The organism is Gloeocapsopsis crepidinum LEGE 06123 (assembly GCF_015207655.1).
Classification (GTDB): domain Bacteria; phylum Cyanobacteriota; class Cyanobacteriia; order Cyanobacteriales; family Chroococcidiopsidaceae; genus Gloeocapsopsis; species Gloeocapsopsis crepidinum.
Genome location: NZ_JADEWN010000017.1, coordinates 66554 through 80817, shown reverse-complemented (window position 1 = coordinate 80817; position 14264 = coordinate 66554). Strand labels below are relative to the sequence as shown.

Annotated in this window: 12 protein-coding genes; all 12 read left to right on the top strand. The window is 40.7% G+C overall.

Features of this window, described 5'->3' with window-relative positions; genetic code table 11:
* Positions 1-231: 231 nt before the first annotated feature.
* The 12 genes from kdsA to IQ230_RS09055 all read left to right on the top strand — a co-directional run bounded on the left by kdsA (position 232) and on the right by IQ230_RS09055 (position 14191).
* The gene (gene kdsA, locus IQ230_RS09110) at positions 232-1068 is read left to right on the top strand and encodes a 3-deoxy-8-phosphooctulonate synthase (protein WP_193931696.1); all 837 of its coding nucleotides are present in this window, start codon (positions 232-234) and stop codon (positions 1066-1068) included.
* Positions 1069-1073: 5 nt separating this feature from the next.
* A complete protein-coding gene (locus tag IQ230_RS09105) occupies positions 1074-1580 on the top strand; it encodes a KdsC family phosphatase (RefSeq protein ID WP_193931695.1) in 507 nt (168 codons plus the stop codon).
* Positions 1581-1598: 18 nt separating this feature from the next.
* A complete protein-coding gene (locus IQ230_RS09100; protein ID WP_193931694.1) occupies positions 1599-2825 on the top strand; it encodes a polysialyltransferase family glycosyltransferase in 1227 nt (408 codons plus the stop codon).
* Positions 2826-2888: 63 nt separating this feature from the next.
* On the top strand, positions 2889-4556 hold the full coding sequence (locus tag IQ230_RS09095) for an FAD-dependent oxidoreductase (protein WP_193931693.1): 1668 nt from the start codon (positions 2889-2891) through the stop codon (positions 4554-4556).
* Positions 4557-4641: 85 nt separating this feature from the next.
* Positions 4642-5913 (top strand): glycosyltransferase family 4 protein, encoded by a 1272-nt coding sequence (locus IQ230_RS09090; RefSeq protein ID WP_193931692.1) that lies wholly within the window; start codon positions 4642-4644, stop codon positions 5911-5913.
* Between the two features lie 119 nt (positions 5914-6032).
* Positions 6033-6959 (top strand): beta-1,6-N-acetylglucosaminyltransferase, encoded by a 927-nt coding sequence (locus IQ230_RS09085; RefSeq protein WP_193931691.1) that lies wholly within the window; start codon positions 6033-6035, stop codon positions 6957-6959.
* A 96-nt stretch (positions 6960-7055) separates the two neighbouring features.
* On the top strand, positions 7056-7829 hold the full coding sequence (locus IQ230_RS27345; RefSeq protein WP_193931690.1) for an acyltransferase: 774 nt from the start codon (positions 7056-7058) through the stop codon (positions 7827-7829).
* Positions 7830-7840: 11 nt separating this feature from the next.
* Positions 7841-8587, top strand: coding sequence for an acyltransferase (locus IQ230_RS09075; RefSeq protein ID WP_193931689.1), 747 nt, complete (start codon positions 7841-7843; stop codon positions 8585-8587).
* Between the two features lie 45 nt (positions 8588-8632).
* Positions 8633-10483, top strand: coding sequence for a heterocyst formation ABC transporter subunit HepA (hepA, locus tag IQ230_RS09070; protein WP_193931688.1), 1851 nt, complete (start codon positions 8633-8635; stop codon positions 10481-10483).
* A gap of 266 nt (positions 10484-10749) precedes the next feature.
* Positions 10750-11964: a glycosyltransferase family 4 protein gene (locus tag IQ230_RS09065; RefSeq protein ID WP_193931687.1), complete on the top strand. Its 1215-nt coding sequence runs from the start codon at positions 10750-10752 to the stop codon at positions 11962-11964.
* A 23-nt stretch (positions 11965-11987) separates the two neighbouring features.
* Positions 11988-13262, top strand: coding sequence for a polysaccharide pyruvyl transferase family protein (locus IQ230_RS09060; protein ID WP_193931686.1), 1275 nt, complete (start codon positions 11988-11990; stop codon positions 13260-13262).
* A 47-nt stretch (positions 13263-13309) separates the two neighbouring features.
* Complete coding sequence (locus tag IQ230_RS09055) at positions 13310-14191, top strand: alpha/beta hydrolase (RefSeq protein ID WP_193931685.1); 882 nt, start codon at positions 13310-13312, stop codon at positions 14189-14191.
* Positions 14192-14264: the final 73 nt, after the last annotated feature.

The window sequence follows — 14264 nt, the reverse complement described above, 5'->3', positions numbered from 1 at the left end:
CCCCAACTACTGCATTCAGGGTTGATCTTCTCATTGCCACTGCACTCGATTTAATTAATCCCGTGCATTTGAAAAACTGGTTTACTCACTGTTGCTACTGTGCCTCATAAAACTGCAATAGGCTGTAAGTACAAATAGATAGATAAGACTGTACTAATGGACAGGGAAAATGCCTATCCACATCTGAAATTTAATTTGGTTAATATACTCAGTAACTTAGTGGCTTAACAAATGATTCAAACTCAAATTACAAACAATATTTCGATTGGTGACAACTGTCCTCTTGCTTTAATTGGCGGTCCTTGTGTCATTGAATCTGGGGACTTTACGCTATTTATGGCAGAACAGATTGCCAAGGTGTGCGATCGCCTAGGGATTTCGTTCATCTTCAAATCTTCGTTTGACAAAGCTAACCGAACTTCAATCAATTCTTTTAGAGGACAAAGCTTAGAAACTGGACTGCAAATTCTGCAACGAGTTAAAGAAGAAGTCGGGGTTCCGGTTCTCACAGATATTCACGAAAGTTATCAAGCTACACTTGTCGCAGAAGTTGTTGATATCCTCCAAATTCCAGCTTTTTTATGTCGTCAAACTGATTTATTACTCGCCGCTGCTGCGACAGGTAAAGTTGTCAATGTGAAAAAAGGACAATTTTTAGGTCCTTGGGATATGAAAAACGTTGTTCGCAAGTTAGAGTCAGGAGGAACCAAGCGAATTCTGTTAACTGAACGCGGTACAAGTTTCGGCTACAACACACTAGTTGTTGATTTCCGATCGCTACCGCAAATGCGCGAGTTTGGCTATCCTGTTGTTTTTGATGCAACCCACAGCGTACAAATGCCAGGGGGACAAGGTGACAAATCAGGAGGACAGCGCCAGTTTGTCCCATACTTAGCCCGCGCTGCTGCTGCTATTGGAATTGATGCACTATTTATGGAAGTTCACGAGAATCCTGATAGTGCACCTAGCGATGGTCCGAATATGATTCCTTTAGCTGAACTAGAATCTGTTCTCAAGCAAGTACTCAACGTGCGTAATAGTTTGCAAGCTGTCCCCACAACTGTGTAATTGCCATGACAGATATTTCTACATCAGAACTGCGATCGCGTTTATCACAAGTTAAGCTTTTAGCTTTAGACGTTGATGGCGTACTCACCGATGGCGGACTTTTCTATACAGAAACTGGTCAAGTTCTGCGAAAATTCAATATTAAAGATGGTCAAGGAATTAAGCTGTTAAAGCAAGCTGGTGTAGAAGTTGCGATTATTACTGCGAAATCTGCATTATCAACACTCAATCGCGCTCAAGATTTAGGTATTACTCACACTTTCTTAGGTGTAAAAGACAAACTCTCTCAGTTAAAAACTCTTTGTCAAAAGTTAGATATCTCGCTTTCTCAAGTAGCTTATGTCGGCGATGATATTAACGATCTTGAGGTACTGCAAGCTGTCGGTTGTCCCATGACAGTTGCTGATGCTATGAGTGCAAATCGAAGTATTGCAATTTATATTACTAAACTCCCTGGCGGACAAGGGGCAGTTAGAGAAATTTGCGAGATGCTAATTGCTAGTTGTCAATAGTTTTGTAAGCCAATAAACATGTCACAAACAAAAACAATCAAGCGTTTGGTAGCTTGCTTTGGTAGTATTCAATTAGTTACAGCTTTGTCAGTTCTAAGCTATAGAGCAAAAGAACAGCAATTGAATTGTAATTATGAAGATTATCTTGTGATTACTCCTTTATTTGCCCCTCAAGGGCAAAACGAGGAGTTTGCTGCTTTTATTCAAAAGATGGCTAACTCCATCTACTCATGGAAAAAAATTGTTTATCTCTCATTAGAACAAACAAAGTTCTTAACAGAAAAAGTTAGTTCGTCTAGTCTGTCAGAAGTTGCTAAGTTAGTCCATAACCTTGTAGGAGTTGAGAGTCCTGACGAAATCTATTTTTCCAGAACATGGAATACAGAAAATCAACTCTTAATGAATGTTTATGAATCTGCTGAGAAAATTTGCTATGGAGATGGTATCGGAATTTACTTCTCCCACACAGCTTTTTTACCACAAAATACATCGCAGGAAGCTGCTCTCTCCTTAAGCAATTTATATAAAAATCTCAAAAAACAAATAAAAGGAGTTTTACCTAAAAAGAAAAAATTTCGTAAACAAGAGTTTGATATTGGTTATTTCTCGTTGCCCTATGCTTTTGGTGAAGTTCCGCCTATGGAAACAGTTGTTCTGGATAGGTCAGTGTACTTAAAAACTTTTCAAACTCTCAGAAAAGCATTAGATGACTTAATTGATGCTGATTACATTAACAAACTAAAAGCAGTAATACAAAATTATTCTGTATCAATTTTGCTGTCTTCCAATTTTTCTGAGGCTCATAGAATGCCTATAGAAAGGGAAGTCAAAGCATATAGAGAGTTCTTGTTAACACAAGGCATATCACCTAACTCAATCCTTTTGATTAAGCCGCATCCGCGAGACTCGAAACAAAAGATTTTACAACTGCAGGCTGAACTGAATGATCTTTATGCAAAAATTATTTTGCTTAACGAGGATTTCTTATTCTACTTGCCTTTTGAAGTTCTATTTATGGAGTTGTTTCTCAAATTTGATCTTACTCAGTTGCAAAGTCCCAAAATATTTACATTTAGTTCAGCATGCTTAACACTTGAGTTTTTGTTTGATACTGAATGTATTGTAGGATTTGGTAAAGAAGTTGTAGAAAAATACTTCTATCCAGAGCATATCGAAGGAAGAATTAAGCACGAAGTAGATTTGCAATCAACAATTAGTGAAGTTAGAGGATTGATTGCAGCTTAGTAGATAAATCGTGGTTCAATTTCTGATTGCAGTTAGTACTTGGAAAATTTAACAAAAATAATCATGATTATTGATGCATTAACCGTACCAGCAGAAACACTGTTAGAAACAGATATTTGTATAATCGGTGCTGGAGCCGCAGGAATTACGATTGCGCGGGAATTGAGTAACCAGCCATACGAAGTTTGTATTTTGGAAAGTGGTGGTTTAGGGTATGAGCCTGCAACACAATCACTATACGAAGGTGACAATGTAGGAACAAGATATTTTCCTTTAAAAGAAGCGCGTGCCCGTTATTTGGGTGGCTCTACGAATCTTTGGGGAGGATGGAGTCGTCCACTTGATGAAATTGATTTTGAACAACGATCTTGGATGCCATATAGTGGTTGGCCTATCACTAAATCTGAGTTAGATCCCTACTATCATCGCGCGCAGCAAGCTTGTCATTTAGGACCTTTTGAGTACGATTTAGCGTATTGGCAAGCAGGTTTAGCTCAACTTCAGATGGAAATACCATCGCTTGGAGAAGAGATTACTACGCATTTGTGGCAAGTTATTCCATCAACACACGTCCGCTTTGGTGAGGCTTATAGAACTGAACTTGAGCAAGCACGAAATATTAAAACTTATCTTCATGCTAACGTTATAGAGATTGAAACAAACGATACAGCACGTGCCGTGACTCGACTTCGAGTTGCAAGTATTGACGGTAAGCAGTTTTGTGTAAAAGCCAAAACTTATATTTTGGCAGTGGGTGGTATTGAAAATCCACGGTTGTTGTTGCTATCTAACAAAGATCAAACCTGTGGACTAGGAAATCAATACGACCTAGTTGGTAGATTTTTTATGGAACATCCGATTCTATGGTCAGGCAAAGTATCGTATTTTAATCAGGTAGCACCGCCTTACATTGAAGTCGATAACACCTTTATGGGAACAGGCTTTGGTTTGTCTAAACAAATGCAAGAGCGCGAGCAAGTTCTCAATTTTAGTCTGCGTGTTAAACCTATTGTTGAAGAGTGGCTTCTTGCGCTCAAGCGCTTACAGTATAAAATGCGCCAGTCAAAAGCTTCTCAAGAGTTGACTGCAATTGTTGAAGGTCACGAGTATGAGTTTGGTCTTCCCAAAAAAGAAACTTCTGCCATTGAGGATTTGGGTCAAGTCATTGCAAATTCTGATCGCGTCCTTGCTAAAGCTTATGCAAAATTATTCCGTAAACCTACAGAGCAATCTGTTGTTTACCGAACCCACCTAATATCAGAGCAAGCTCCAAATCCAGACAGTCGAATTACACTGAGTACAGAACGCGATTGCTTAGGACTAAATCGCGTGAACCTCGACTGGCGCTTGAGTCCAATAGACAAATATACTGTGAAGCGATCTCAACAGGTTATTGCCCAAAAATTTGAGCAGTTTGCGCTGGGTCAAATGCAAATCGAATTGACAGACGATGATGCTTCTTGGCAATCTATAAAAGGTTCGTACCATCACATCGGGACAACGCGCATGAGTACTAATCCTCGCCAAGGTGTTGTCAACGAACACTGTCAAGTTCATGGTGTAAGTAATTTGTATGTGGCTGGTAGCTCGGTCTTCCCCACAAGTGGACTGTCGAATCCTACCCTAACGATTGTGGCTTTAGCAATTAGGTTAGCTGACGAGATTAAACAGCAGATGAAGGACACACCTACAGTTAAAGCACGAACAACTTCTACTACCCTTGCTGCCTAAGTCAGTTTTCTAATAACCGTAACGCGATCGCGCGAACAACATTTAAAGTTGATTGACACGCGAACAATCTTAGAGGTCTAAAACAGTGAAAGTTCTTCACTTATGGACAAGTGATTCGGGTAAGCTGGGCGGAGGTGGTGCAGTTTCGATGCATCGCCTTCATATGGGGCTAAGATCCGCTGGAGTTGATTCTCAGATTTTGTGTGAAAACAAAACAACCGATTCTCCTTACGTGCAAGTCCTCGAACATTGGTCAAGATGGGAAACAGCCGGAACATATCTTAAAAAATTCACATCAAGACTTGGATTAAACGATATCCACCGAGTTAGTTCCTTCAAAATCAAACAGCATCAAGCTTACATTGACACTGAAATCCTCCACTTTCACGGTACTCACAGCGGCTTTATTAATTATTTAGCCCTGCCTTACCTGACACAAAACAAGCCTGCGGTATTTACGCTTTGTGATATGTGGGCTTTTACAGGACATTGCGCTTTTAGTTACGATTGCGATCGCTGGAAAACTGGTTGTGGTCACTGTCCTTATCCAGAATCGAATCCGTATATCCGCCGCGATGGTACGCGTATTGAGTGGAAACTCAAGGAATGGATCTACAATCGCTCTAACATCACATTTGTCACTAAAAGTAAGTGGTTAACTGAAGTTGCACAACAAAGTATCTTGAACCGTCACCCAATTTATGAAATTCCTAACGGAATTGATACTGAAATCTATCAACCCTTGGATCGCGAACAATGTCGCGCCCAACTAGGAATTCCCCAAGATAAAAACGTCCTCATGTTCGCAGCGGTGCGGTTGGATCACTTCCAAAAAGGTGGCGATCTCCTGCTGAAAGCTTTACAAACCCTCCCTGCATCACTCAAAGCAGAAACAGTACTAGTGATTATAGGACATGGCGGTGAAGCGATCGCTCAAACTGTCGGAATGCCTACACTCAATCTTGGTTATGTGAGTGACGATCGCCAGAAAGCGGTTTGTTATTCGGCTGCGGATTTGTTTTTGTTTCCGACTCGTGCTGAAACTTTTGGCAATGTAGCTTTAGAAAGTATGGCGTGTGGAACGCCTGTTGTTTCATTTAAAGTGGGTGGTGTTCCTGATTTAGTACAACATGGTATCACAGGATACCTCGCAACACCCGAAGATGCTCAAGACTTTAGTAAAGGTATTGCACAACTACTCGCGGAGCAATCTCCTAGTGACATGAGTCAACAATGTCGGGCGATCGCATCTCAAGAATACTCAATTGAGTTATGTGCGCAACGACATCTCCGGTTGTATAACCACATCCTCACAAATTCTTCAGAACGCTTGGCGAATGAATTCGCTGCCAAATAAACAAAGTCCACCTGCGTGGACTTACTAGTAAAAGTCTTATTTTAGTGTACGAAGGTACACTTGCTTTTAGTAGCCGCGACTTTAGTCAAAAGGCATCTTCTAGTTAATAATATACGCGCATGATTTGCTACTTTATTCAAAGCCATAAAAACCCTGAACAGATTCTGCGGCTAGTACGAGTAATTAAACAATCAAGTCCTCACTCTCAGGTTTTGATTAATCATGACTTTAGTACTTCCTACCTCGATTTGTCTAGTCTCAGTCATTACTCAGGAATTGACTTAATTCAACGAAAAAAAGCTGCTAAACGGGGTGACGCATCTTTATTAATGATGTATCTTGAAGCTGTTGATTGGCTATTTGCTAATCGTCCAAATTTTGAATGGCTTGTTTGTCTTTCTGGTCAAGATTATCCCACACAACCAATATCTACGATTGAGAGCTTTTTGACTCAAACTGAGTACGACGGTTTTATTCGTTATTGGGATGTTCTTTCACCCCAAAGTCTTTGGGGTAAAGCAGGAGAAAAACGCTTTTTTGGACAGTATATTAGCCTTCCCGAATGGACAAGTTGGTTTCTAAGAAAACTAGGAAGAATTGAACCTTTTACGCCACTTTTAGTTCAGTGGCGATTTTCACTTTTGGGGCTAAAAGCTAAATCTCATCCTTTTAATGAGCAATTTAAATGTTACGGTGGCTGGTATTGGAACACGCTATCAAGGAAGTGTGTTAAATACTTTAGAGAATATTTGATTGAACATCCTGAAGTTTTAAAGTACTATCAAAAAACTCTGGCTCCAGAAGAATCAATCATGCAAACTATTTTAGTCAACAGCGGACAATTTAATTTATGTAATGATGATAAACGTTTTGTCGAGTTTCCTGCCAATATTCGTAGTGGAAATGCTCGGTTATTAACAACTGAAGATTACACTAAAATTACTTATGGTGATTTTCACTTTGCGCGAAAGATTGATAGCCAACATGATAGTCAACTGCTAGATATTCTTGATGAAAGAGTATTGTATTGTACGATACATGGCTAGGAATGAGTTTAATTAGAATTTTAGAGGGCAAGATGCCTATCTCACATTTAAAACTAAATTAGATTGTATTAAAAAATATTTGGATTAATTTGTGTAATGGAAAGAACCTCTACAGCAAATTTATATAAAAAAGAATCATTAATCACTGCTTTAATTGAATGGATTCCCAGAGGACCAGGGATCGTTTTAAGAAACTCTATTTATCGCTCTATTTTTGCACGAATAGGTCATTCAGTACGGATTCAACCTGGTGTTGAATTTATCCAACCTCGTCATATAGAAATTGGTAATAATGTCAATATCAATCGCGGTGCTTTTATAAGTAGTGCTGTGCTCACTAACAAAACTCAAGCAAGTAATAACAAAATTTACATTGGCGATCGCGTACACATAGAATCAGGCGTACGAATTAACACAGCAGGAGAAAACTGTAGTATCTATCTTTACGAACAAGTCAATCTAGACTGTGGAGTCGATATCAAAGCGCACGATCGCGGGTTAATTGAAATCGGTGCAGCAACTTACATTGGACCTTACACTTGCATCGCCGGTCCAGGTTCGATTAAGATTGGCAAAAATTGTCTAATTGCATCACATTCAGGAATTTACGGTAATAATCATAAATTTGCCGATCCCAGTTGTAGTATTCAAGAGCAGGGATTGACTTGTAAGGGAGTTGTCATCGAAGATGACTGTTGGTTGGGTACTGGAGTCAAAGTCTTAGATGGCGTCACGATTGGTCAAGGTAGCGTCATCGGTGCGGGCGCAGTAGTCACAAAAGATATTCCTCCCTATTCAGTTGCTGTGGGCGTTCCAGCTAAAGTGATTTCAAAACGGCAGTTACATCAAGAATTGTTGTACCAAAATTAGGTCAGGTCATTATGGTATCTACTTCATCTCAAGTCTGGACTCGATTTGCGAACACCTGGCAATCTCGTGGAATACAGGGTGTTGCAACGACAACTTGGGCAGCATTTTGGATGCAATTTGCAGGGTTAAGCGGAATTGGACGCCTAGCAACATGGATTGCAACATGGTTCACTCCTCCCTATTATGCGCGTCGTCGGTTGGCAAGATTTAACTCTAAAGGCTACATTGCTCCCAGTGCAACAATTTATCACTCCCAGCTAGAACTCGGTAAACATATTTTTATTGGCGATCGCGTCACGATCTTTGAAGATAAAAAACCAAACATCATCAACAATGGTTCTGTCGAAATTGCCGATCGAGTTCATCTCTATGGCGATATTTGCATTCAGACAGGTGAAGGTGGCATTCTCAAGATCGATTCTGACACGCACATTCAGCCCCGCTGTCAGTTTTCTGCCTATAAAGCACCAATTCAAATCGGTCGTGGCGTTCAAATTGCCCCTAACTGTGCTTTTTACCCTTATGACCACGGTATTGCACCAGACGAATTAATGAGCAAGCAACCGCTGCAAACTAAAGGTGGTATCGTTGTCGAAGACGATGCCTGGTTAGGTTTTGGTGTGATTGTTCTAGATGGCGTCCGTATTGGTAAAGGTGCTGTTGTTGGTGCAGGTGCAGTTGTGAATCGAGATATTCCCGATGGTGCGATCGCTGTAGGTGTACCTGCCCGTGTTGTTGGTATGCGCAGTAACGATTAGTCGCTACAGATAATCTAAGATCTAAAATCAATTTTTCTAATATTTATGCCTGTTAAAATTCCAGCACCAATTCACCGCATCCTCCAAACTACAAGCTTTTGGCGAGAAAACTCTTTTCTCATCAGAGAATTTAAGTATTTTGGTAGAGCGGCAATCTTTGCATTTACATTTACTATCCTAGCAGCAGCTTTTGAAGGGTTTGGAATTGGTTTTATCCTCACTTTTCTGCAAAGCTTAACACATCCCGACACCGCACAATTTCAGACAGGAATAGAGTGGATTGATACTGTCATACTTGGAGTTAATGCTCCTGTCAACGAACGACTGTTTCGGATATCTGGTCTAATTCTCTTAACAACCTTCTTACGCCTCGGTTTTAGCTACTTAGGAAAGCTTTATACCAGAATTTCAGCTTCTAGTTTGGCATATCGGTTACGGCGTCTTCTCTTTGAACAGTTAATTTCGCTGCGAATCAGTTACTTTGCCAAAAAACGGTCGGGAGAAATCATTAACAGCCTCACCGCAGAAGTTATTCACTTGCAACATGCTTTTGATATCAGTTCTTCACTAATTACTAAAATAATTACGCTCTGGATATACTTATTTTCAATGTTCTTGCTGTCATGGCAGCTAACTTTAGTGTCAGGTATGCTGTTTAGCTTACTATCGATAGGCATCTCGACACTACTAGGACAAATTCGGGAAGCCAGTTTTGAGAAATCAAAAGCAAGTGGTAGGTATACCTCAGTTGCACTTGAATTAGTGAACGGTATTCGCACTGTCCATGCCTTTGCAGCAGAAGATTTTGAACGCAAACGCTTTTATGGTGCTAACCAAAATTTATTAAACGCAACACTGCAATCTATCTCCGCACAAGCACTCGTAGAACCGCTTAGAGAAGGCATTGCAACAACAATTCTCATTGGAATGTTAGTGGTAGCAGTAACCACTTTGATTCCCCAAGGGTTCTTAGAGTTAGCTTCTTTGCTCACTTTCTTGTTTGTGCTGTTCCGCATGATGCCAACTTTACGTCAAATTGACCATGCTAGAGTGCAAATGAGTGGTCTTCATGGTTCACTCAGAGACATCAAAGAATTGCTCCGTAAAGATGACAAAGCATACACGCGCAATGGTAAACAGAAGTTTACAAACCTCAAGCAAGCGATTGAGTACGTCGCAGTCGATTTTGGTTACGACGCAGATGAGCCTGTTTTACACAATATTTCACTTTCAATTAAAAAAGGTGAAATGACAGCTTTGGTAGGTTCTTCCGGCGCAGGTAAATCAACTTTAGCCGACTTAATTCCACGATTTTACGACCCAACTGCTGGTCAAATTCTTGTTGATGGCGTCGATTTACGCGAGTTTGAAATTAGTTCACTGCGGCGTAAATTAGCAGTTGTCAGTCAAGATACATTTATTTTTAATACTTCCGTACGTGACAATATTGCCTATGCACTGGAAGATGTTGACGAAGCAGCAGTTTGGGAAGCTGCTCGTCTGGCAAATGCTTTAGACTTCATTCAAGAATTACCTCAAGGATTTGATACTCAGTTAGGCGATCGCGGCGTTCGGTTATCTGGCGGACAAAGACAACGAATTGCGATCGCTCGTGCGTTGTTGCGTAATCCTGATATTCTCATCCTTGATGAAGCAACGAGTGCTTTAGATTCTGTTTCAGAACGATTGATTCAAGAATCTTTAGAAAAACTCGCTGTTGGTCGTACCGTAATTGCGATCGCCCACCGACTCTCAACAATTGTCCGTGCCGATAAAGTCGTTGTCCTTGAAGGAGGACGGATTATTGAACAAGGCGGTTATCAAGAGCTACTTGCTCAAAGAGGAAAATTGTGGAAGTATCACCAGCTACAGCATGAAATGAGTCGCGTATCCTAGTATTATTCATAAGGTAGCGTAATTATCGTCTACCACTTTCCTAATCTTTAATAGTCTGTTATCCTATATCGCAGGAACCTAGCGCTGAACCCACAGCGCTATGGATAGTTAGAGAAGGTACCACGAGTTAACTTTAGCTGTCCTGGAAGACAGGATAAGTGTGCCTACACCCCAAAATTTTCAGTAAGAGTTCTTAAAAGTAAATAAATTCGTTCTTTCGCGTGTTTGTAAATCAAGGACGCGAGATTGTCATATCATCAATTTTTATGAAAATTTTAATTCTTCTCAATATCGTCTCTTCGGATGGTGGTGGAGCAGAATGGAGTCTTCTTGACGTTTGTCGAGGATTAGCTGAAAGGGGGCACGAGTTACATTGTCTATATTGTAAAGAAGGAGATTTGCTACCACACTATCAACAGTTTTGTAAAACAGTAGTAAAAGCCTCTACTTATCGAATCCAAGGCTGTAAACCATCATCAAGCATCAGTTTTATTACTTCACTGTTAAAAGCAATTCATCATCAATTTGATCTCATCTACGCTAACTATTACTACCAAACATTTTTTGGTGGAATTTTAGCGCGAGTCAAAGGCATACCTTTAGTTTGTCACCTGCGTTCCTACCCACCGCAAAAACGTCATTTTCCTGCCCAAATTCAGATGGGATTAAATTTTTGTACCAACTTAATTGCTGTATCCCAAGCCGCACGTAGCTCATATTTAAAAGCAGGGTTTAGTCCCAATCTCATCAAAGTTGTGTACAACGGTATCGATTTAGAGCGTTTTGCAATACGCAGCGATCGCGATATCACTCGTCGGGCATTAGGTATCCCTCCTGACGCATTTGTCGTGCTTTATGCAGGGCGAATTACGCGACCGAAGAACATTGAAATGTTGATTGCGGCTTTTGCTCGTTTAGGTTTCAAACCCGATCAGGCGCGGCTCCTAATTACAGGTACTTCCTTTTCCTTTAGCTACAATCCTATCGCAGGAGATGTGTATCAGCAGGAACTCATAGATTTATGCCAGACATTAGGAATTAGCGATCGCGTTCATTGGTTAGGAAAGCGTACTGACGTACCAGAAATGTTTCGCGCTGCGGATGTGTCTGTACTGCCGAGTATGTTGCCAGAAACCTTTGGGCGAGTTATAGCAGAATCAATGGCTTGCGGTACTCCGGCAATTGGCTTGCGTTATGGTGGGATTCCTGAAGTCATTAGTGGTGAGTTTCAACGCTTTCAAGTTGAGCCAGGTGACATTGCAGGTTTAGCCCAGCAGCTACTAGCGCTCAAAGATTGGCAAAAGCACGATCCAACTCTAGGGCAACGGTGTCGTAGTTATGTTGAACAGCGTTTTTCTAAAGAAAGAATGATTGAAGAAGTTGAACAAACTATGCAAGAGGCGATCGCAACAGGAGTCAAGCGATTTCGTTTCTCATCCGTTAGCTTCCATCCTTGGTATCCTGACAGCCTTGGTGTTTAAACTAAAAGTCAATCTAAATTGCCATGCAATTAACCATCAAAACTCAAATCTTATTTCAACTATTGAGTATCTATGCTGCTACTCTAGGATTTTTAAGGAAAACTAAAGTCCGCAGTCAGATTGACGCATCAGCATTATTCTTACCACCTTCTGATCCTGGTAGCATTGGTGACGAAGCGATGCTAGCTGCTAGTATGGAACATCTTGCCGCTCAAGGTATTCAGCGGATCGGTATCATTACTTTGCAACCTACGGCTCGCTGGGAAAATCTCAAACTAGTCACTGATACAATCAATATTAAAGGTTTTTTTACTCGTGGCTCTTGGTGGGAGCGTTTTCGCTTGGTTGAGAAAATTAGTCGTTATGAGCATTTTTATTGCCTTGGGGCAGATGTTATGGATGGTTTTTACTCAGATAATGTCACCCTACTGCGGCTCAACCTTGTGGCGCTAGCTGCAAAGACAGGAGCCGACGCTACTATTCTCGGCTTTAGCTTTAATCACCAACCAACCGATGCTGCGGTGCAATCATTTTCTCAGTTGCCTGCTAGTGTGCGACTTTGCTGCCGCGATCCAATTTCTTACCAGCGGATTAAACAGTGTCTCCAACGCCCTGTTGAATTAGTAGCTGATTTAGCCTTTATGCTTCAACCTGCTGAAGATTCTGATTTAACAGTCCGTGTATCGAAGTGGGTTCGCGCTCAAAAAGCTCAAGGTCGGATTGTCCTCGGAGTTAATGCAAATGCATTGCACCTGACAAAGGTAACACGGTTAAAACGTGATGAATTCATTCAGTTTTATGCTAACGCCTTCATCAACCTTTGTTCTAGAAATCAGAAAATTAGCTTGCTGATGATTCCCCATGACTTTCGAGGGGATGATAGCGATGTCTCAATTGCTCAAGCTATCCTCGAAGCAATGCCATCAGCGATCAAGCCTTATTGTATGCAGGTGCCAACTCCGTGCAGTGCAGCAGAAATTAAATCAATATGTGCTGATCTTGACTTAGTTCTGACTGGGAGAATGCATCTGGCGATCGCTTGTTTAGGTCAAGGAATCCCTGTCGGAGGCGTTACCTACCAAGGTAAATTCGAGGGTCTTTTTCGCCACTTTGAGTTGCCAGGAATGACAATTGACCCAGAGAAAGCATTCCAACCTGGTGTTCTCACTGACTTTCTCATCGATCTCATTGCCAAGCGCGAAGATATACATCAGCAAATCCAGTCCCATCTGGCTAATGTGAAAGTTCTATCAGTCTCTAACTTTGAGCGCAAACCGAAAAATGCTCTTGCTGGCTAATTTTTTTGCTTCCATGCCGACAATTCACGCAATTTAAGTAATGCATAATGTCTACCTACTTAAATCTGATATGTCGGTCGGTCAAAGCTATGTTTGAGTTTGAGCGACACATTTATAAGAGTTTAGTTCATCTTCAAGACATTGAATTTACTAAGAATAGAGAACGCACTCTCAAAATGGATATTTTGCACCCCAAAATATCAACCAAATTAATGCCTGTATTAGTTTGGATTCATGGCGGTGCTTGGCGTTCAGGTGACAAAAAAGAAGGACTCAAACATTTAGTTTCATTTGCTCGTCAGGGCTTTTTTTGCGCCAGTATTGAATATCGTTTGAGCCACGAAGCTATTTTCCCTGCTCAAATTCAAGATTGTAAGTGCGCTATTCGCTTTCTCCGCGCTCATGCTCAAAAGTTTCATATTGATCCGCACCGTATTGGTGTTTGGGGTGTCTCTGCTGGTGGACATCTTGCTGCACTTTTGGGAACTACGGAAGACATTCAAGAATTTGAAGGAAGCGGAGGTTGGCAGAATTATTCTAGTTGTGTACAAGCTGTTTGTGATTGGTTTGGTCCAACTGATTTTTTGAGAATCAATGATTTTCTCCGCAACATCGATTTTACTCCGGCAAATTCACCAGAAGCGGCACTTATTGGTGGGCTAATCGAGGAAAATCAGGACACAGCAGCAAAAGCTAATCCAATTACTTACGTAAGTAAAGAAGTTCCTCCCTTTTTAATTGTGCATGGAGATAAGGATTTATTAGTACCACTCAATCAAAGCCAATTACTATTTAATGCTTTGCAAAAAGTAGAAGCAGAGGTGACATTTGAGATTATCAAAGGTGGTAAACACGGAGATAAAAAGAAATTTGGTTCGCGCGCTCTTTCTAAAAAAATGGAGAATTTCTTTAAAAAGCACCTTATTTAGCAAATTTATAATTTGTGTTCTTTTCAGGGATCGCTATTTAGCAATTTTGCTTTTATAATCTTTTGTTTTTAGT